Here is a 21,456-nt window from a genome sequence, read left to right on the forward strand (position 1 = left end):
ATAGCAACGATATTGCAGTTTTAACGCTCTGGGTATTCTTACAATTTAATTAAGCACCAACAATTTCAATCACAATATGTGTTTTCACCGAATTGGCGATAAAACATAACTCATGAGCCTGGTGATGCATTTCTTCTAATTGCTCTGCACTCGGTTGCTCATTTTCGGCAAACTTCACACATGGTTTTAAAGTTACTTGAGTCATCGACATACGCCCATCACTAGCGCGCTGCATCAAACCAACGGCATCATCTTGATAGCTATCAACTATAAACTTATTTTTTGCCGCAATAGATAAGAAAAATAACATATGGCAGCTCGACAATGACGCAATAAATGCCTCTTCGGGGTCGACACTTTCTGCCACAGAATATGGCAGTGGCACGATATGCGGTGAGGAGGATGCAGCAATAGTTGCCCCACCATCAAATTGCCACTGGTGAGCTCGGCTATATTTATTATCAATAAACAACTCTTCTGCTTGGCGAGACCAGACAACACTTGCTACATATTCAGACATTGAAACTCCCATTAAAAATTATTTTACGGTTAAAGCACCAACGAAAATGCACTCAACCACAACAACTGCACACCATAAGCTAATCGTTGATAAGTGCCTACACTGCCTTTTTGCTTAAATGCTTGCGTCAACAAAACTAAAAAGTAACAGGCAATACACACACACAAAATTGAAAAAAGCCGAAATGAAATACTGGTATATGAACTTACAGCAACAAAAATTGGCGCAATCAGCAAAGACAGCAGCATTACCAAGCCAGCCCAAGAATGTATTTGGCAACTCAAAGTAGGGTTTTTAGTATTAGGATCCGCATCCATGGGGAAGTAACCGGCAATCCAGGTACCCACACCATGAATCATGACAAGCCAACCGACCAACATAATTAATATAGCGGTATTTTCCAGCTGTACGACATACCAACCAAATAAACAAAATAGTAACCCAAGAGGATAGTTATTAATAAGCGGGGATAGTTTTTCCGTGGGACTGCCAGCAGCACCGAGCTCGCTGCAAAATTGCTTTGCATGACTATAGTTTGGATAACACCTACCAGCGATATACACCCCAGCAACAATCCATATACTCGCGCTTAGTGCTGAATATAAACTGATAATCTCTAACATTAGCAACTTCCATGTATAAATTAATACCACGATAATAAGCTGATGTATTTATGTTGTAAATAATGCACTTAACCGCACAGGAAGCACACAGGCATAAAAAAAGCAGCCCGGGGGTATTGGCTGCTTTTGAACGTAATCAATGTAAAAGTCCTTTTAAAATTCCTTGTAGGCGGAAGCTATAATTAGGCCTTTGCGAACTCAGTTTTTGAGAGCTCACCGTTACCGTCTGTATCAAGCTCTGCAAATTTACTCATAAGCTCAGCATCAACCGATGCTTCACTTTGGCTGATTGCGCCGTTGCCATCAACATCTAGCGTATCAAAATCGGTAGCAGCAAACGCCGCTGATGAAGATGCCAGTGCAATAAGTGCTAATGTTTTATTTAATGTGTTCATAATTAATATTCCTTCAATGTACTATCAAAGAATTTGTCTCAATACTGGTTTTCAATGCGAGTAAAGTCTTCCTTGTTATCCTTTATCATGGGTTCCCTGCCCACTTAGGTTGTCTTTGGCAGCTCAGGATAAACTCAGTATTAAATTATTAAGCTTTTGAAAACTCTTCTTTTGATAACTCACCGTTTTGGTCAGTATCACGCTCTGCAAATCTATTTAAAAGCTCAGCATCTTCTGCGGCTTCAACTTGACTGATCACACCATTTTCATCAACATCAAGGGTATCGAAGTCTAACGCCTCAAAAGCAAATGCTGCTGATGAAGAGGTTAATGCAATAAGTACTATCGCTTTATTTAGTATGTTCATTGGTTATCTCCTTTCACCTGAGATGATGAATAGTGTGTTACGAAGTCCTTTTCATTTTTCCCTGTCAAAAAGCGACATTAAGCTTTTGAAAACTCTGCTTTTGAAAGTTCGCCGTTACCGTCGGTATCAAGCTCTGCAAATTGGCTCATAAGCTCAGCATCAACTGAAGCTTCACTTTGGCTAATTGCGCCATTACCATCAACATCTAATGTGTCAAAGTCTGTTGCAGCAAATGCGGCTGAAGAAGATGCTAGAGCAATAAGTGCCAACGTTTTATTTAATGTGTTCATAATAAATATTCCTTCAATGTTTATGGTTTCGAACGATGTGCTAATCACATTTTCGTTCTGTACAACTAGACTATTACAACTTCGGTGCCACATTTAAAAAAACGTTTAAAATCAAATCATTAAAAATAAAATTTACTTTTGACTGGCTATTTACGGTGTTTTTTGTTGCTTTTTAGCAACACGTAAACCACCTATAAAATATAGTTTATAAAAATCAATTGATTAGGTTTAATAGAAAAGACACAGATCCGTACTTACAGTGTTCGTATTTATATTTTTATAGGCAAGAAGAGTGACAGGCGCTGAAATTAACCAGCTGAAAATTAGCAACTGAAATAAATAAAAAATCTATGTTGCTGATAATTAATAACAATAAAAATAAATTTAGAGTTCTTTAAGGTGGGTTACGGTATATCCGCTATTTTGTCGCAAAACAGCGAATATGCACAAATTTACACCAGTGGCTCAAGCACTGAAAGGTCGATAAAGTGGTCTTTCATGAAAGTTTTCATCTCGTCTTCACTTGCCGTTAGTTGAATACCAAACTGGGCGCTAGTGGCATGGCTTTTAACACTGCATATTTGTCCGCTAAACTCAGTAACACCTTTATTGTTTTTATCGAGCATAATATGACACTGAGTATTCTTTAATTCACTGAGATCAGCTTTACTTTTTACATCAAACATTACCCCAGTTACTGAGATATCTTTAATAACTCCTTGCATCTCGCGTTCGTCATTAAACTTTATTTTTGCAGCTAATAATGTGGGAATACGAGTTTGTGATCGCAAACTAAATAATTGCACTTCAGTTGGGAAATTTAAATAAATAAGCCGTGCCGGGTGCGACGACACAGACATAACCTGCTGACGAAATGCTATAACTTGCCCGCCACCGGTTTCAAGCACCGCTCTGACGATCACCACAACACCATCTTTTAAATATTCACCCGCGTTACTTAAGCGCTTGGCTGATGGATAATTTAAAATCACAAAACGCTCATGCAATAAACCAACAAATTCAGTTTTAATTCGCTTACTGGCTGTGGGTGTTAATATTTCGACATCAACAATGCTACCAGCACTAATGTAGGCAAGGTTTTCTAAGTTTAATTGTTGTCTTGTTTTTGCCATTTCCTTTCCAACTATAAATAACCTTGTACAAGTGCTCGCTTTTATACAAACTAACCACGCCAGAAGGTCGGTGTAAACAACACTAATAAGGTGAATATCTCTAATCGCCCGAACACCATCGCAATGGTTAATAGCCATTTAGCGCCATCACTAATAGCGCCATAATGCGACGCAACATCCCCCAAACCAGGGCCGAGGTTATTTAAGCAAGCTGCGGTGGCTGAGAACGCCGTTATGTTATCCATACCGGTCCCCATTAACGCTAACATAATAATGACAAATACCAACGCATAAGCAGAGAAAAATCCCCATACGGCTTCAACTACTTTATCTGGTAATGCCTTACGACCAAGTTTAATAGAGTAAATAGCACGAGGATGCACTAACCGATTAAGCTCACGTATTCCTTGCAGATAAAGTAAAAACACTCGGACTACTTTCATACCGCCGCCAGTGGAACCTGCACAACCACCAATAAAGCTCGAAAATATCAGTAAAATAGGCAAGAATAAGGGCCATGCTGAAAAATTATCGGTGGCAAAACCCGCAGTAGTACTAATTGATACCGCTTGAAATAATGCCTGATCGAGCGTTTCGTCACCGTTTGCATATATGTTATTGGACGACAGTACCGTAAAACACACTATCACCAGCGCTAGTTGAATAAACAAAAACACTTTAAACTCAGGGTCGCGGATATACACTCTGAGATTTCGACTCGAAACAGCTGCGTAATGCAAGGTGAAATTAACGGCAGCGATGATTAGAAATATCACGCAAATAAAGTTGATTAATGGACTGTCAAAATGTCCCATAGAAGCATCGTAAGTAGAGAATCCGCCTATTGCAACAGTAGAAAATGAATGACAAATAGCATCAAACCAATTCATTCCGGCAGCCCAGTACGCTAAAGTACACGCGATAGTTAACGACACATAAATATACCAAAGATGTTTTGCGGTATCGGCAATACGTGGCGTCATTTTGGAATCTTTTACAGGCCCTGGAGTTTCAGCTCGATACAACTGCATACCACCAACGCCAAGCATGGGTAGCACTGCAACCGCTAATACGATTATCCCCATACCGCCTAACCATTGCAGTTGTTGGCGATAAAACAATACCGATTTAGGGAGATATTCAATGCCTGTTAACACTGTAGCACCGGTTGTAGTTAGCCCTGAAAACGCTTCGAATACCGCATCCGCTAATGATAAATTAGGTTCTTGTAAAAAAATCAGCGGTAAAGATGCGAATGCCCCTAGAACTAACCAAAATAGCACCACAATTAAAAAACCTTCGCGAGCTTTTAAATCTCCCTGCTCGCGTCTATTTGGATAGTATGCAAGTAAACCAATAATGACACTGAATATAAATGCGAGAACAAATGGCACGCCACCACCATCTTTATAAATGAGCGATACAATTGCCGGCGGCACCATAGTGATACTGAACAGTACAACCAGTTGGCCGAGAATTTTTATGATGGTACGAAATTGCATTGAGCTATCGCTTTTTTATTAAGTAATGATTAGTGCGTGAATGCTATTGTCTTACTCTTTAATACTTAACTCAACCGCGCCATGGCTCAAATCATAAATATCTTTTATGGCTTGTGTGGCTTGGCGGCTATCTATAGTAATAACCCATTCTATATTAGCAGTAAATTGCTTTTCTATGTTAAGTACTTGAAATTGCGTTTTTAGTAACTGCTCTATCGCTCCTTGCGCGCTGTAATCACTACAGCCCACCAGCTCAACACTAGGAACTTTTAATGTAGTTGTTAAATGTGCCAAGGCATTATTTAGCGAGCCGCCATATGCTCTGACTAACCCGCCAGTACCCAGCTTTATACCGCCAAAATAACGAGTAACTACCGCGGTGACTTCTCCAAGCCCAGATCCCATTAATACATTAAGCATAGGTTTGCCTGCAGTACCATTTGGTTCACCATCATCAGAGAAACCATAAACATGACTACCACCAGGATTACCTGCAACATGCGCCCAACAGTTATGACGAGCATCGCTATATTTACTTTCAATCTCACGGATAAACGCTTTTGCCGAGGCTAAATCTGGCGTATGAGCAATATGCACAATAAAGGTGCTTTTTTTTATTTCTTCTTGATGAAAAACGGTTGCTGCTGGGTACTTATATTCTGACATTCTTTGATAAACCCAAATAATGAAGCAAAAAATGGGGCCATATGGCCCCAACTTTTAACACCGGATGATTAATCTAATGCTAAATCACGGGTCATATTTTCTAAGCTATCTTCATGAACAATAATGTTGTCCTCGATGCGAATACCGCCAAATGGTTTAAACGCTTCAACCTTTTCCCAGTTAATAAACTGCTTGTTGTCTGTTTGCGTTAAATCACCAAGTAATGAATCGATAAAGTACAAACCAGGTTCAATCGTGAATACTTGGTTTTTCTCAATCAAGCGCGTACAACGCAAGAATGGATGACCTTCTGGTGGCGCTTGATGTGTACCCTTTTCATCAGCCATAAAACCACCCATATCGTGCACTTGTAAACCAAGATGATGGCCAAGCCCATGCGGAAAGAAAGTCGACGTAATACCGCGCTCAACGATCTCAGTGGCTGGTAACTTAACAATATTAAAATCACTAAGCACCTGAGCAATACGTTGATGGCAATCTAAGTGCAGTTCACCGTATAACAAACCTGGTTTCAGTGCTTTACCCAATGCAATTTGATGCTGTGTCATTGCGGCAATTAATTCGGCAAACTCGCCCGACTTTTTAAAATCATAAGTACGAGTTATATCTGCAGCATAGCCATTAAAATTAGCGCCAGCATCAATTAAGAACGAATGATGTGCTTTTGGGGCTTGAGGCTCAAAATGAGTGTAGTGCAAAATAGCGCAATTTTCGTTAAGCGCAACAATATTGCCATACGGCATTTCGTTTTCGCTTTGGCGAGTGGCCATTAAATACGCTTGCTGAATATCAAATTCAGAGCCACCGTTAAAAAAGGTATCACGCGCAGCTTTGTGGCCATCAACCGCAATACGATTAGCTTGGCGTAAGCATTCAAGTTCGTATTGAGTTTTATAAGCACGGTGGTAATTAAAGTAATTGAGCACCGGCTCTGGGTTCATAATGCTAAAGCCTAGCGCTTGAGCTACTTCTAGGTATTCACCGATATAAGCGTACTTCGCCTTATCGTATGGTAATAGTTTTTCAACTTGATCAGGCTGTAATAATAGCTCGATATCAAAGTAATCAGCCCAAAAATCTCGTGGCTCATCTGGTACTTTGTGCCAAAAATCGACAGGGCGATAAAAAATCAGTTTTGGTTTATCACTGCCATTCACAACAATCCAACAGTGTGGATTATCGATGACCGGTAACCAAGCTTTGAAATGCGGGTTGACTTTAAACGGATAATACATATCGTCTAAAAACTGACGTTTAGCTTGTCCTGAATGGATCACTAAACCTTCTAATCCTTCACGCTCAATAATAGTACGAGTACGCTGCTGCAGTGTTGCAATATGTTCGGCGTATAAAACGGCTAATTTATCCATAGAAAACCCATCTGTTAAATTTAACTTATTTTAAGTCTAACATAGACCCTGTTTAACCCCAATGCAGATGCGCTAAAGCACTTGTGCCTTAGCCACCCATCTTCATATCCAATATTGGTGCCAGTATGTTTCCTTCGCGCCCTAAACGCGTGTGATAAACCTGACGATAAGCAAACACATTTTTTACGTACTCCCGAGTTTCACGGTACGGGATAAGCTCAATCCATAATTCAGCAGGCATAGCTTCATTTGGTAACCACTTTTTGATTCTATGGTAACCAGCGTTATACGAGGCAGTTGCTAGTATTTCGTTGCCATGGTTTTTGTTTTTTAAATATTCTAAATATTCTGTGCCTAAACGTATATTTGTTTTCGGCTGATTTAAGCGACTTCCTGAAACAGTACTTTTATTGACATACTTCGCTGTACTTGGTAATAACTGCATTAAACCACGCGCATTGGCGTGAGAACGCGCATCAGGTGCAAAAGAGCTTTCACGGCGCGAAATAGCAATGCTCCAAGTAACATCTATATGATTACGTTTACTATAACGCTCAAATAAATCTTGAAAAGCAAATGGGAAACGTAACTCTACATAATCCCATGCCTTAATTTGCGCTAAAGTATAAATAGTACTGTCGTACCAATCTAATTCTGCTGCGAGTTTTGAAGCCGCGAGCTTTTCTCCATCGCTAGAAGTGCTTGTTAAATAATTCCATTCGCGACGAGCCGAAGTAAACCGCTCAAGTTCATACATCGCTTTAGCACGTTTAAAACCTGGGGCATTAGCGACCTCATGCATTAATTTATCGCTCACTAACAATGGTTGATTATTGAGTTCAATAGGTAACCCCAACCGCGCGGCAGCCAAAAAGCCATAATAGTCACGCTCTTTTGCGACTATTTGCCAAATAGCTTTAGCACGCTGTGTATCACCTCGTTGAGCTAAACTGTAGGCTAACCAATATTGCTGACCCAGACTGAGATTTTCTTTACCTGTAAAAAACGCAACGATGCCCGACCAATCCTGAGTTTTCAGCATATTGCCTAACTGCCATTGCATTAATTTACGATCTTGACGATCTTTGGGCACTTTACTCAACCAGAAACGTGCCTCAGGATGACCTCTTGATGCCAACGCTAAAGCAAAACTATAATACACATCAGCCTTTTGCTCGTCAGAATAGTTAAACATTTTGTCTAACTTTTCCCACGCCTTGAGCGCTAAGGTTTTATCTCGCCAAATTAAGCGTTTAATTCCATAGTGTGCAATTTCGCTTTCCTTAACTGTTTTATGCTTGTAACGATACATTCCTGCAACTGCACTGGGATCGCTGCGAACTTTTCGATAAAAGTCAGCCAAGTATTGCTCATTTTTTGGTAATAAAGTTTTTAAGTATGGCAATAAACTTTGCGAACCACCTTGTGCTGATAACGTAATACGTTGCCATATTTGCTCTTGGCTCATATAACCTTTTTTACGCCAAGTACTAAATAATAGGTCACATTCTTCAGGCTGTGATTTCCCAACAGTCCATAAATTTGTTACTTGTCTCATTATCGCTTGTTCTGGTGCCCCTAAATCAAGCTGATACTGCAGGTAAGTGCAAGTCAGTTCAGTATTTGTAGTCTCACGATAATTATTAATAAAAGCGGCTTTGCGGTTTTGCTTTTGCAAATTCTGCAGCCATGCTTTGCGCACTGGCCACTCTAAAGGCGTACTTTGGTAAATAGTTAAATAACGCTCTATTTCAGATTGGTGCTCAATATCGGGATGGCGCTGCCAATAGACTTGTTCCACATAAGGCTTTAATGGATGGTCTAGCTGTGCTGTTATTTCTTTAAACTCCTGATAACTAGCATATTTAACTTTTCTTTCAGCATCTAAAAATGCGTCATGTTCAGTATTAGCGTAGGCAGAAAATAAAGGAAATAATAATGCTGCTGCCGTTACACTTAAAAATTGTTTTTTCATGATGACCTTAAATATTCAAAGGTAAATAAAAGACAAACACTTCGCCTACACCTTAGCACCAAACAAGCTATATTTTAACCAGTAGTAAGGCACCACAGTAAATTTTTCGTTGCATTTTTAATTTAAAGCAAGCACACTGATTGAAATGCAAACTCATCGTACCAGTCTTAGTTCACTAACTAGGGAGAATAATAATGTTATATAAAAGCGATTCCTTTGAAGTTGCTTTCATCAAGGATAATATCGCCGAGTTCAAATTTTGTGTTGCAGGTTCTGTAAACACTTTGTCTCAGCAAACCTTGAAAGATTGCGCCTCTGCATTAAAAGAATTAGCCGCAAACAGTGATATCAAAGGCATGATTTTTACCAGTGATAAAGAACACTTTATTATTGGCGCCGATATTTTCGAATTTTTACCTACCTTTACTAAACCAGAAGCTGAATTAGTAACGTGGATCAAAGATGCCACTGATGTTTTTGACGCGCTAGAAGATTTACCATTCCCAACTTTAAGCGCTATCAATGGCTTAGCACTTGGTGGTGGTTGTGAGTGGGTACTTGCTACCGATTATCGTGTTGCTAGCACTGATGCTAAAATTGGCCTACCAGAAGTAAAACTTGGCATCATGCCTGGATTTGGCGGCACAGTTCGCTTACCACGCATTGTTGGTGCTGATAATGCGATGCTTTGGATCACCTCTGGTGCCGAAAACCGCGCAGCTGATGCTTTAAAAGTAGGTGCAGTTGATGCGGTAGTTAGTACTGACAAACTTATAGAGTCAGGAATTTCAACGCTTGAATTAGCAATCTCTGGAAAACTAGATTGGCAAGCTAAGCGACAAGTAAAATTACAACCACTTAAATTGAACCGTGTTGAGCAAGGTATGAGCTTTGCAATGGCAGAAGGTATGGTAATGGGTAAAACCAAAGGCCACTATCCTGCTCCTATTATGGCAGTTCGTACTATTAAAGCAGCAGCAAACTGTACTCGTGATGAAGCAATGGCGATTGAAAATGCCAACTTTGCTAAATTAGCACGCACTCCAGAAGCCGCAGCCCAAACGGGTATTTTCTTAGCAGATCAATACATCAAGGGGAAAGCGCGCAAACAAGCTAAAACCAGTGATGTAGTAATTAAACAAGCTGCAGTACTTGGTGCTGGTATTATGGGTGGCGGTATCGCTTACCAGTCAGCTTATAAAGGAACACCTATTATAATGAAAGACATCCAACAGGATGCGCTTGATTTAGGTATGGGTGAAGCATCTAAGCTATTAGGTCAAAAAGTTCAACGCGGCCATATGGCGATGGACAAAATGGTAGCAACGTTAGGTAAAATCAAACCAACTCTTAATGATAGCGATTTACAAAGCGCTGATATCATTGTTGAAGCAGTTGTTGAAAACCCTAAAGTTAAACAAGCCGTTTTAGCAGGTCTTGAAAAAGACATGCCTGCAGGCACTATCTTAACGTCTAACACATCAACTATTCGTATTGATGAATTAGCCACAGCTCTTGAAAAACCTGAAAATTTCTGTGGTATGCACTTCTTTAACCCAGTGCCAAAAATGCCACTGGTAGAAATTATTCGCGGTGAGAAAACTTCAGAGCAAACGATTAACGCCGTTGTTGATTACGCCTTAAAGTTAGGTAAATCACCTATCGTTGTTAACGATTGCCCAGGATTCTTTGTAAACCGTGTATTATTCCCATACTTTGCCGGCTTTAGTAAGTTAGTTGTTGAAGGCGCTGATTTTGCCAAAGTAGATAAAGTAATGGAAAACGTATTTGGCTGGCCTATGGGTCCTGCATACTTACTTGATGTTGTCGGTATTGATACGGCTTACCACTGTACTGGCGTGATGGCAGATGGTTTCCCTGAGCGCATGTCACGTGCCGAAAAAGATCCGGTAACAATATTCGCTAACGAAAAGCGTTTTGGTCAAAAGAACAAAGCGGGTTTCTACCAGTATGCTCCGGATCGTCGCGGTCGCTTGAAAAAAGCTCAAGATCCACAAGCAGTTGAGCTACTTAGTGCAATCACTGATGTACCGAAAGAGTTTGATAAACAAGAAATTATCGACCGTTGTATGATACCTATGATCAACGAAGTGCTACTGTGTTTACAAGAAAACATTGTTGCTTCTCCACAAGAAGCTGATATGGCACTTATTTACGGTATTGGTTTCCCTCCATTTAGAGGCGGCGCGTTCCGTTACTTAGATCAAACTGGACTAGCTAACTTTGTTGCAACAGCTGACAAATACGCTCATCTAGGTGCGATTTACCAAGTATCTGAACAAACTCGCAAATGGGCTGAAGAAGGCCGTATTTTCTATAAGGTGGAAGGATAAGACCATGAATACTCCAGTAATTGTAGATTGTATCCGCACGCCAATGGGCCGTTCAAAAAACGGTGTATTTAAACATAAGCGTGCCGAAGATTTAAGCGCCCACCTAATGAAGGGCTTACTTGATCGCAACCCAGCCGTTGATCCAGCATCGATTGACGATATCTATTGGGGTTGTGTACAACAAACTTTAGAGCAAGGTTTTAACGTTGCTCGTAATGCCGCATTACTTGCCGGCATTCCTCACACAGTGCCAGCGGTAACAGTAAACCGCTTATGTGGATCATCAATGCAAGCATTACACGATGCTGCTCGCGCAATCATGACTGGCGCTGGTGATACCTACATCATTGGTGGTGTTGAGCACATGGGTCATGTGCCAATGACCCACGGTAACGACTTTCACCCAGGCTTAGCAACTTCAATTGCACAAGCATCTGGCTCAATGGGCTTAACCGCAGAGTACCTTGCAACTATTCACGGTATTACCCGTGAGCAGCAAGACCAATTTGCATACCGCTCACATCAACGAGCTCATGCAGCAACGGTTGAAGGACGTTTCCGCCGCGAAATCCTCGCAATGGAAGGTCATGACGCAGATGGTTCACTGATTTTAGTTGAAGATGACGAAGTAATTCGTCCAGAAACAACGGTAGAAGGCTTATCACAGCTTCGCCCAGTATTTAACCCTGCATCAGGCTCAGTCACTGCCGGTACGTCTTCAGCTCTTTCTGACGGCGCATCTGCTATGTTAGTAATGAGCGAAGAAAAAGCCAAAGCTTTAGGCTTACCAATTCGTGCACGTGTTAAAGCCATGGCGGTTGCAGGTTGCGATCCATCAATCATGGGTTACGGCCCAGTACCAGCAAGTAAAAAAGCATTAGCACAAGCCGGTATCACTATTGATGATATCGATGTTGCAGAACTTAACGAAGCATTCGCAGCACAGTCACTACCAGTATTAAAAGACCTAGGTCTTGCTGATGTAGTTGATGAAAAAGTGAATTTAAACGGCGGTGCTATTGCTCTGGGTCATCCTTTGGGTTGTTCTGGTTCACGTATCAGCACCTCACTTATTCACTTAATGGAAGATAAAAACGCAAAATATGGTTTAGCAACTATGTGTATTGGTTTAGGCCAAGGCATCGCAACTGTATTTGAACGTGTGCAAGATTAATAAAATGTATTAAGTAATACCTTGGTGATAAAAAGCCGCGTTGATTAAATCAACGCGGCTTTTTTATAATTAATTTTTGCAGCTAAGTTATGTCGCTTTATAAGCACAAGTGAAGTGACTTTATTTATCAGGCTGAGGTCGTTAAACTAGCAGCCTTAAATTAATCGTTAAGCGCTAAATAAACAGTAAAGGTTATGCAATGAGTTTTGAGAATCCCGATCACCAATTAGATGCCATTGGCCTACGCTGTCCGGAGCCTGTAATGATGATCAGAAGCGCGGTACGTAAAATGGAAAATGGCGAAACTTTATTAATTATTGCCGACGATCCATCAACCACCCGTGATATCCCCAGCTTTTGTATGTTTATGGATCATACACTGTTAAAAAAAGAAGTAGATGCCATACCGTATCGATATTTAGTTAAAAAAGGGCTATAAATCAATAATTAACCCTAATTAAAACATTCATTAATCCCAGTAAAAGTTTAATTTCAACTGCCACTGAAACTCTGTTGCATGTTTATAACCAAATCGTATGTCGAAATCTTGATTGATAGGCACTGATAGCTCGATGTTCGTTGCAATACCGCTTAACTGTTGGTGATAAAACTTCTCAATTGATGTTCTTAGTTTTAAATTAGAAGTTACAGTCGTTAAAAATCCTAGCTCTATTGAAGTATCCAGCCATTGTTGGGTGCTTTGTAATTCACCAGCATAACCATTAATCATACCGTACACTAGCGACTGATTAGCATTTAATAACCATGACTTTCCAACTCCTGCCATGGCAAATGTACTTGAGCAACTAAAGCACTGACTGCGATTTCTTTCATAACCTACATTTATCTGCCATGCCCAACCGCCTTCATTTGGCCACTGACTATAGGCTGGGTTAAATGATTCTAGATCTAAAAGATGTAATTTTTCTAGATATAACTGCGAATCAAATAAAGCAACCTCAACATCCAACATCTCTAAATTAGAGTAAGGAACTCTGGCAATATCAGAAGCTAATGAATCAAAATAACTCAATCTGAAACCTAAATTTAGGCTTTGTTCATTTTTATACACAGTCGAAGAAATAGATATATTTGAGGGTTTCTGAGCTGAATGCGGTGCATATTTATCATAATTAATAAAAGAGGTTTCTTTACCTGGAGGTAGGACTAAACGAGCTTTAATAAGAGCTTTTTTTAACTTTTCAATGTGTTCAACATCATATTTTTTTATTTGCTGCAACTGAACAAACTCAAAAAGAGTTTCAATAATTCGTTTTTTAGTTACCACATCTAGATTTGTAAATGTCGGCTCAAAAAGTATATTTTGCGAATGATAAATAGCTAAAGCCAGCTTAGAGTCTTTTACTGAAAGATTGTTTTCATATTGATGAAAAACACTACTTCTTGAAGGAGTAAACTCAATCTGCTTTACTAGCTTTTCGTTATTATATTGAGCACTATTTAAGCGAGAAAAAATAGTCGCAGGAATAACCCAAGGCGAAAGCTCATTCGTTAACTGCTCACCTATAATTAATTCAACAACCCTTGCGATATGAAATGCACAGTTTTCATCCGCAAAATAGTAAGAATACTTAGCCCCCATAATTTCCCATAAATGATTAGTTAAAAAGAGGACGTCTTCTTGGCTAAAGTTAAGCTTATATTCCCATATATCTCTCAGCTCTATTTCACCATAGTTATGTTGATGACGGTAAAATAGTTGATCAGAAAAACCAGCCTCGTAACCGCCAAATAACCCTTTCGTAATATAGACCAAACCGTTTTCATTATCAGGAACTAGTGCCCCATAATTTAAGCTGTAATCTAGTAACTTATTGTGCTCTGGCGTTGATCTATTTAGCTTTAAAAGCATATGACCATAAAGCGAAGCCGGATTACTCATATACCCTGAAGCAAAGACTAAACTTACAGAGTGAATCGGTTGTTTATCTCTCCACTCTATAAGTTCGGTGCATTCAACCTTTGGCTCTGAGAATTCAAGCCCTTGTGATAGTAACCACTGATATCTAGCAGGATACTTGCATTGCATTTGTGCGTCTTTATTAAATGCATCAATCGTTGCTTTTAACTCGGATGAAGGGTTATTTTTGCCATTTTTTGAGATAAAAAATGAATCACTCTCAATATAACTTTGAGGAGATGATGCGTTTTTATAATGCCCTAATTTCAACCAGGTTGGATGCTCGGAAAGTGAGCTAGATGAATAAGATGAAAACGTAGCAAACAGTGCTAGTGCTGGTAAGTATTTGATTGTAGTCATAAGTATGAGTAGGTGCTGACACCTACTCTATTAACAGTTAAATAACTGGGCAAGTAGCTGCAAACTGTGTAGTCACTTTGCTTTCAACAATTGCATATAATGCTTGAGGATTTTGAGCAGGTTTAGTCGCAAAATCGTTACGGATAGCATTTACAATTTGACCATGAGAACTAGCGTCACAACCACGTACATTTAGCATTGCAGTAACATACTCACCTTCACCTTCAGCAATTTCTTGCTCAAGTACAGGGAATGTTTGTTGAATAAATAGAGCTGTTTTTGCACCTGCGCCTTCACAGCTACCAACAGATGATATATTTGAAGATACTGCTGTAGTACCTAAATCCCAAATAATATTTGAAATTGCTGCTGCGGTTCCATTCTCTGGAAATACCATTGCGCCGATACCACAATCCTGCCAAGGGTTAAGACCCTCTTTAGCCTGTAATGGAGCGGCTATAAAAGCCCCCGCTAAAACAACTGCTGTTACTGTAGTTTTTAACATCTGTAATCCTATTTTAATTTTTTTTATTCATATTAACGATCCAAGTATATTATGATTATATTTGGCGCTTTAGAGGTTTTAAATTATTTTTGATATAGTACTCAAAAATAATTGACTTCGATTATTACAAAAAATCTGTACCAATTTTAACAGGGTGTTATTACTTCTGTAAATATAATCAGACATTATAATGGCAATATTTACCCTGTAGCTCTATTTTTTAGTTATTGTTACTTTTGGCTGATCGTTATTATGATAATCGATGCTAACGATGTAGCTGCCTTTAATTGCAGGAGTGAAGCTAAAATAATTATAAGTAGTGTCACAATCGGCAACAACGCTTTGCCCTAACGTCAGAGATTGACCGGTTGGATCTTGTTCACTGAACCCACAGTTATAACCTGCGCTCCACTCCATATCAGCGATTTTAAACTCATACACTTTACCCGGTGTTGAAAACTTTACTTGTGCTTGATAAAGCGCAGGCGCGACTTGAGTAAATTCATATTGCGTTTCTGCATCCCATAAATTGAAGTCGCCGCGTAGGTACATTGTACGGTCAAGTTCTTGGCCTGGCAGTACATCGCTAAGATCTGGCATTTGTATTTGGCTCGAACAAGCACTCAGTAAAGCAACTAGAGCCACTGTTAATATACGTTTCATAGGTATTCCCTCTAATACTAAAAAGCCAGCATAGCTGCTGGCTTTTTAAGCGAAGCTGAATTTATTTCTGTAATACAGAAATATCAGCAATATCTAAAAATAGACCACTCAGTTGACTTAGTAATGCTAAACGGTTTTGCTTAACGGCTTCATCGTCTGCCATTACCATCACGTTGTCGAAGAAGTTATCAACACTTTCACGAATACCCGCAAGTTGGGCAAGCGCTTCTTGATAGTCGCCAGCCGCGTATAACGGCGCTAATTCAGTGGCAAACTTAGCAACTTGTGCCGCTAATGCCTTTTCGGCATCATCGCTTAATAAGCTCTCATCAACAGTGCCTTGCGTTGTAATGTCATTTTTAGCCAGAATATTACTTACCCGTTTATTAGCTGCTGCAAGCGCTTCTGCGGCGTCTAATGTACGGAAGTGACTTACCGCTTTAACACGACGGTCAAAATCAACTGGCTTAGTTGGGCGACGTACTAGTACAGCTTGAATAACGTCTACTTCAATACCTTCATCTTGATACCATGCACGAAAACGCCCTAGCATAAATTCAAACACATCGGCTGATACATTTAAGTTAGTTAGCTTGTCGCCAAACAGGGTTTGTGATTTTGCGACTAGATCTAAAATATCAAGTGGTAGTTCTTTTTCTACCATGATACGCAGCGCACCAATGGCTGCACGACGAAGCGCAAACGGATCTTTATCACCTTTTGGTGCTTGGCCAATACCAAAAATACCTACCAGTGTATCGAACTTATCGGCAATCGCTACCGCGCAGCTAATTAAGTTTGTAGGTAAATTATCACCGGCAAAACGCGGCATGTATTGCTCGTTTTGGGCAATGGCAACATCTTCGGCTTCACCGTCATGGCGTGCATAGTGCATCCCCATCACACCTTGTACGTCAGTAAACTCCATCACCATTTCGGTCATTAGATCGGTTTTACTTAATAAACCAGCACGCTTAGCAAGTGTTTTATCGGCACCTAATTGCTCAGCAATGTAACCAGCAAGTTCACTAATACGCTCTGACTTATCTTTAAGCGTACCCAATTGCTGTTGGAACAATACGCTATTAAGTGATTCTAAACGGCTTTCAAGAGTTTTCTTTTTATCTGTTTCAAAGAAGAACTGCGCATCAGCTAAACGCGGGCGCACTACTTTCTCGTTACCAGCAATAACTACGCTTGGGTTTTTACTTTCGATGTTTGAAACAAACAAAAACTTATTAAGTAGCTTGCCGTCTTGATCAAGTAATGGGAAGTATTTTTGATCGTCTTTCATAGTGTAGATCAGCGCTTCGGCTGGTACATCTAAAAACGCTTCTTCAAATGTTGCAGTAAGAGTTACTGGCCATTCAACCAATGAAGTTACTTCTTCAAGTAAATCTTCATCCATAGCTACTACTGCATTAACGACTGTTGCTGCAGCTTCGATTTGGCTACGAATTTGTGCTTTACGCTGCTGGTAATCAGCAACAACATGTGCAGACTTAAGCACCTCAAAAACATCATCAGCGTGTTTGATTGTGATTTTTTCTGGATGATGAAAACGATGGCCTTGCAGTTGGTTACCCACTGCTTTACCAAGGACTTCGCCTTCAATTAGCTGATCGCCAAACAAAATAGTTGCGGTATGAACAGGACGAATAAATTGTGTTTTATTCGCCCCCCAACGCATTGGTTTAGGAATAGGAAGTTTAGCTAACGCTTTATTTACCGCATCAGCCATCAAGGCTGTGGTTTCTTTGCCTGCTACTTTAGCAATGTGTAACAACCATGCACCTTTATCGGTCTCGAGTGTTTGCGCTTCACTTACTTCAATACCACAACCACGAGCCCAACCCATTGCAGCTTTGGTCGGCTTGCCATCGGCATCAAATGCAGCCTTCGTTGCTGGACCACGTTTTTCTACTTCTTTGTCTTGTTGCTGAGCTTCAAGTGCTGTTACTTGTAAACCTAAGCGACGAGGAGATGCATACCAGCTTACGCCTTGGTGATTAAGCTCTAGACTCTCAAGCTCTGCAGTCAGATTTGCAGCAAATGCTTCGGCAAGTTTACGCAATGATTTTGGTGGCAACTCTTCGGTGCCAATTTCTACTAATAAATTTTGTACTGACATGCTTACTTATCCTTACACAACGGGAAACCAAGCGCTTCGCGTTTGTCATAATAACTTTGTGCACACGCTTTAGATAATGCACGAACGCGCAAGATATAACGCTGGCGCTCTGTTACCGAAATAGCGTGACGTGCATCCAATAAGTTAAATGCGTGTGATGCTTTCATTACTTGCTCATAAGCAGGTAATGGTAAGCTTGCTTCAATTAGCTTTTGGCTCTCAGCTTCGCATTTATCAAACTGGGCAAATAAATCGTCAACATTTGCATGCTCAAAGTTATAAGTTGATTGCTCAACTTCGTTCTGATGGAATACATCACCGTAAGTAACACGGCCCATTGGGCCATCAGCCCATACTAGATCGTAGATGCTATCTACGCCTTGAATGTACATAGCTAAACGCTCAAGACCATAAGTGATCTCACCAGTAACAGGAGAGCACTCTAAGCCCCCTACTTGTTGGAAGTAGGTAAACTGGGTTACTTCCATACCGTTTAACCAGATCTCCCAACCAAGACCCCATGCGCCTAGCGTAGGTGATTCCCAGTTGTCTTCAACGAAGCGTACTTCGTCAGTAAGGGTATCAATGCCAACAGCCGCTAATGAGCCTAAATATAGCTCCTGGATGTTATCTGGTGATGGTTTTAATACGACTTGGAACTGGTAGTAATGTTGCAGGCGATTTGGATTCTCACCATAACGGCCATCGGTAGGACGACGACATGGTTGCACATACGCGCTCGACATTGGTTCAGGACCAATAGACTTTAAAAATGTTTGCGGATGAAATGTGCCTGCACCAACTTCCATATCAAGTGGCTGAATAATGACACAGCCTTGCTGTGCCCAGTAATCCTGTAAAGCCAGGATCAAACCTTGAAAGGTTTTAACGTCATATTTTTGCATATTTGGCTTTTAGTATCTGCTGTGATGTAGCGTGAAAATTACCTTCAGTATACCTTGTGCGTAGTCATGTTTTAAGCAGTTTGTGCAATTGAGAAAATAAAAAAGGAGCCTAAGGCTCCTTTTTTGTAATTACTATAATTTAATTATACGTCTAAGTTAACTACACGTAGTGCATTCGTTTCTATGAACTCACGACGCGGCTCAACTTGGTCACCCATCAAGGTTGCGAATAATTGGTCGGCACCAACAGCATCTTCAATGGTTACTTGTAACATGCGACGCGCTGAAGGATCCATGGTAGTTTCCCACAGCTGACTTGGATTCATCTCACCTAGTCCTTTATAGCGCTGGATATATAGCCCACGCTTAGATTCTGCGATCAACCATTCCAATGCATCCACAAAGTTATCAACAGCTAGTGTTTTCTCTCCACGTTGAATATAAGCACCTTCACTTAAGATATTGGCAATGTTAGTACCAGTTACTGCGATGCGTTTATAATCACGTGAAGAGATAAAATCATGGCTCAGTACGTGTGCCTTATCAACACCGTGTTGGCGAATATTGATAACTGGGTAATATAAGTTACGCTCAGTATCATGCTCTGTTGCAGCAGCGAAGATAGTTGCATCTTCATCACGTGCGACTAAGTCATCGACTAACGTTTTGGTCCACTCGATTACTTTAGCTTCATCGGCTAAATCAGTTTCGTTTAGCTCTGTTTGATAGATCAAACGTTCCATAACCGTATTCGGGTATTTACGTTTTAAGCGCTCAATAACTTTAACGGTGTTTTGATAATCATGAACGATAGCCTCTAAAGCTTCACCTTCAAGTGCAGATGCATCAGCACCGGTATAAAGTGAGGCACCATTTAATGCTAATGAAGTTAGGTATTCGACAAGTGCTGGATCATCTTTAATATAGCGCTCTTGTTTACCTTTTTTCACTTTATAAAGTGGTGGTTGAGCAATATAGATATAACCACGTTCAACGATTTCTGGCATTTGACGGTAGAAAAAGGTCAACAGTAACGTACGAATGTGCGAACCATCGACGTCAGCATCGGTCATGATAATGATGCGGTGATAGCGTAATTTTTCAGGGTTATACTCATCGCGGCCAATACCACAACCAAGGGCTGTAATTAACGTGGCAACTTCTTGTGAAGATAACATCTTATCAAAACGCGCTTTCTCTACGTTTAGTATTTTACCTTTAAGCGGAAGAATCGCTTGATTCTTACGGTTACGACCCTGCTTGGCTGATCCGCCAGCAGAGTCCCCTTCCACTATATATAGTTCAGACAGGGCTGGATCTTTTTCTTGGCAATCCGCTAACTTACCAGGTAAACCTGCTAAGTCCATTGCGCCTTTACGACGAGTCATTTCACGGGCTTTACGCGCCGCTTCACGAGCACGAGAAGCATCAATGATTTTACCAACAACTATTTTTGCGTCTACTGGATTTTCTAATAAGAATTCAGTGAATTTCTCAGCCATTGCCTGTTCTACAGCTGATTTAACTTCGCTAGAAACTAGCTTATCTTTGGTTTGTGATGAGAACTTAGGATCAGGAACTTTAACACTAACAACTGCAGTTAAGCCTTCACGGGCATCATCGCCTGTTGCATTACTGGTTGTTTTAGCTTTTTTGTTAAAGCCTTCTTTTTCCATATAGTTGTTAAGTGTACGAGTTAGCGCAGATCTAAAACCGGCTAAGTGAGTACCACCATCACGTTGTGGAATGTTGTTTGTAAAACAGTAAATGTTTTCTTGGTAAGCATCATTCCACTGCATTGATACTTCAACGCTAATACCATCTTCTTCACGTTCATGAGTAAAGTGGAATACACCTTTATGAATAGGTGTCTTGTTACGGTTTAAATACTCAACGAAGGCACGAATACCCCCTTCATATTTAAAGTGGTCTGTTTTATTTTCTTCGCGTTCATCATTTAAAATAATACTCACACCTGAATTCAGGAATGATAACTCGCGTAAGCGCTTAGCTAAAATATCGTAATGGAAATCTAAATTTGTGAAAGTCTCACCACTTGGCCAAAAACGAAGTTCAGTACCTGTGGTTTCTGATTCGCCAATTACAGCTAGTGGCGCATCAGGAACACCCATAGTGTAAAATTGCTCATGTAACTTGCCTTCACGACGAACTGTTAGCTTTAATTTTTCTGAAAGCGCATTTACTACTGAAACACCAACACCGTGTAAGCCGCCTGATACTTTATATGAGTTATCATCAAACTTACCACCAGCATGTAGTACTGTCATAATTACTTCAGCAGCTGACACGCCTTCTTCTTCATGAATTGAAGTTGGAATACCACGGCCGTTATCTCGAACAGAGACTGAACCATCTAAATGAATTGAGACAAAGATGTCATCACAATGACCTGCTAAGGCTTCATCGATAGAGTTATCAACGACTTCAAACACCATGTGGTGTAAGCCTGTGCCATCATCGGTGTCCCCTATATACATTCCAGGACGCTTTCTTACTGCGTCTAATCCTTTTAGTACTTTAATACTCGACGAATCGTAATTCTCAGACATGGTTAATCCCA

At 40.3% G+C, this 21,456-nt stretch carries 19 protein-coding genes; 3 read left to right on the forward strand and 16 right to left on the reverse strand.

What is annotated here, in order from left to right; translation table 11 throughout:
* Window positions 1-49 precede the first annotated feature (49 nt).
* The 10 genes from H5162_RS14570 to H5162_RS14615 form a co-directional block, all read right to left on the reverse strand.
* On the reverse strand, window positions 50-520 hold the full coding sequence (locus H5162_RS14570) for an OsmC family protein (protein WP_182778852.1): 471 nt from the start codon (window positions 518-520) through the stop codon (window positions 50-52).
* A gap of 29 nt (window positions 521-549) precedes the next feature.
* Window positions 550-1,143, reverse strand: a complete 594-nt coding sequence (locus H5162_RS14575) for a DUF998 domain-containing protein (protein ID WP_182731933.1) — start codon at window positions 1,141-1,143, stop codon at window positions 550-552.
* Window positions 1,144-1,325: 182 nt separating this feature from the next.
* Complete coding sequence (locus H5162_RS14580; RefSeq protein WP_182735377.1) at window positions 1,326-1,538, reverse strand: calmodulin; 213 nt, start codon at window positions 1,536-1,538, stop codon at window positions 1,326-1,328.
* A gap of 148 nt (window positions 1,539-1,686) precedes the next feature.
* On the reverse strand, window positions 1,687-1,905 hold the full coding sequence (locus H5162_RS14585; protein WP_145241750.1) for a calmodulin: 219 nt from the start codon (window positions 1,903-1,905) through the stop codon (window positions 1,687-1,689).
* Between the two features lie 77 nt (window positions 1,906-1,982).
* Complete coding sequence (locus tag H5162_RS14590) at window positions 1,983-2,195, reverse strand: calmodulin (protein WP_145241748.1); 213 nt, start codon at window positions 2,193-2,195, stop codon at window positions 1,983-1,985.
* A gap of 452 nt (window positions 2,196-2,647) precedes the next feature.
* Window positions 2,648-3,328, reverse strand: a complete 681-nt coding sequence (locus H5162_RS14595) for a flagellar brake protein (protein ID WP_149983181.1) — start codon at window positions 3,326-3,328, stop codon at window positions 2,648-2,650.
* Window positions 3,329-3,378: 50 nt separating this feature from the next.
* Entirely contained in the window at window positions 3,379-4,830 is a 1,452-nt protein-coding gene (locus H5162_RS14600; RefSeq protein WP_145241744.1) for a TrkH family potassium uptake protein, read from the reverse strand.
* Window positions 4,831-4,881: 51 nt separating this feature from the next.
* Window positions 4,882-5,496 carry a YigZ family protein gene (locus H5162_RS14605; RefSeq protein ID WP_149983180.1) on the reverse strand — a complete coding sequence of 205 codons (615 nt, stop codon included), beginning with the start codon at window positions 5,494-5,496 and terminating at the stop codon, window positions 4,882-4,884.
* A gap of 68 nt (window positions 5,497-5,564) precedes the next feature.
* The gene (gene pepQ, locus H5162_RS14610; protein ID WP_145241740.1) at window positions 5,565-6,887 is read right to left on the reverse strand and encodes a Xaa-Pro dipeptidase; all 1,323 of its coding nucleotides are present in this window, start codon (window positions 6,885-6,887) and stop codon (window positions 5,565-5,567) included.
* Window positions 6,888-6,975: 88 nt separating this feature from the next.
* Window positions 6,976-8,862 carry a transglycosylase SLT domain-containing protein gene (locus H5162_RS14615; protein ID WP_182735378.1) on the reverse strand — a complete coding sequence of 629 codons (1,887 nt, stop codon included), beginning with the start codon at window positions 8,860-8,862 and terminating at the stop codon, window positions 6,976-6,978.
* A gap of 194 nt (window positions 8,863-9,056) precedes the next feature.
* Between H5162_RS14615 and fadB the strand changes: the two genes are divergently transcribed.
* The 3 genes from fadB to tusA all read left to right on the forward strand — a co-directional run bounded on the left by fadB (window position 9,057) and on the right by tusA (window position 12,829).
* Entirely contained in the window at window positions 9,057-11,216 is a 2,160-nt protein-coding gene (gene fadB, locus H5162_RS14620) for a fatty acid oxidation complex subunit alpha FadB (protein ID WP_182735379.1), read from the forward strand.
* A gap of 4 nt (window positions 11,217-11,220) precedes the next feature.
* Window positions 11,221-12,390: an acetyl-CoA C-acyltransferase FadA gene (fadA, locus tag H5162_RS14625; protein ID WP_145241734.1), complete on the forward strand. Its 1,170-nt coding sequence runs from the start codon at window positions 11,221-11,223 to the stop codon at window positions 12,388-12,390.
* 199 nt (window positions 12,391-12,589) lie between these two features.
* The gene (tusA, locus tag H5162_RS14630; protein ID WP_182735380.1) at window positions 12,590-12,829 is read left to right on the forward strand and encodes a sulfurtransferase TusA; all 240 of its coding nucleotides are present in this window, start codon (window positions 12,590-12,592) and stop codon (window positions 12,827-12,829) included.
* A gap of 30 nt (window positions 12,830-12,859) precedes the next feature.
* On the opposite strand, the gene H5162_RS14635 is transcribed toward tusA, so the two are convergent.
* The 6 genes from H5162_RS14635 to gyrB form a co-directional block, all read right to left on the reverse strand.
* Window positions 12,860-14,671, reverse strand: a complete 1,812-nt coding sequence (locus H5162_RS14635) for a DUF4105 domain-containing protein (protein WP_182731930.1) — start codon at window positions 14,669-14,671, stop codon at window positions 12,860-12,862.
* Window positions 14,672-14,708: 37 nt separating this feature from the next.
* Window positions 14,709-15,176, reverse strand: a complete 468-nt coding sequence (locus tag H5162_RS14640) for a DUF3015 family protein (protein WP_182731929.1) — start codon at window positions 15,174-15,176, stop codon at window positions 14,709-14,711.
* A gap of 213 nt (window positions 15,177-15,389) precedes the next feature.
* On the reverse strand, window positions 15,390-15,839 hold the full coding sequence (locus H5162_RS14645) for a hypothetical protein (protein ID WP_182735381.1): 450 nt from the start codon (window positions 15,837-15,839) through the stop codon (window positions 15,390-15,392).
* 61 nt (window positions 15,840-15,900) lie between these two features.
* A complete protein-coding gene (gene glyS / locus H5162_RS14650; protein WP_182778855.1) occupies window positions 15,901-17,970 on the reverse strand; it encodes a glycine--tRNA ligase subunit beta in 2,070 nt (689 codons plus the stop codon).
* Window positions 17,971-17,972: 2 nt separating this feature from the next.
* A complete protein-coding gene (gene glyQ / locus H5162_RS14655; RefSeq protein ID WP_145241722.1) occupies window positions 17,973-18,875 on the reverse strand; it encodes a glycine--tRNA ligase subunit alpha in 903 nt (300 codons plus the stop codon).
* 143 nt (window positions 18,876-19,018) lie between these two features.
* Entirely contained in the window at window positions 19,019-21,445 is a 2,427-nt protein-coding gene (gyrB, locus tag H5162_RS14660) for a DNA topoisomerase (ATP-hydrolyzing) subunit B (protein ID WP_182735383.1), read from the reverse strand.
* Window positions 21,446-21,456 lie beyond the last annotated feature (11 nt).

The organism is Pseudoalteromonas sp. SR41-8 (assembly GCF_014163915.1).
Lineage (GTDB): Bacteria > Pseudomonadota > Gammaproteobacteria > Enterobacterales > Alteromonadaceae > Pseudoalteromonas > Pseudoalteromonas rhizosphaerae.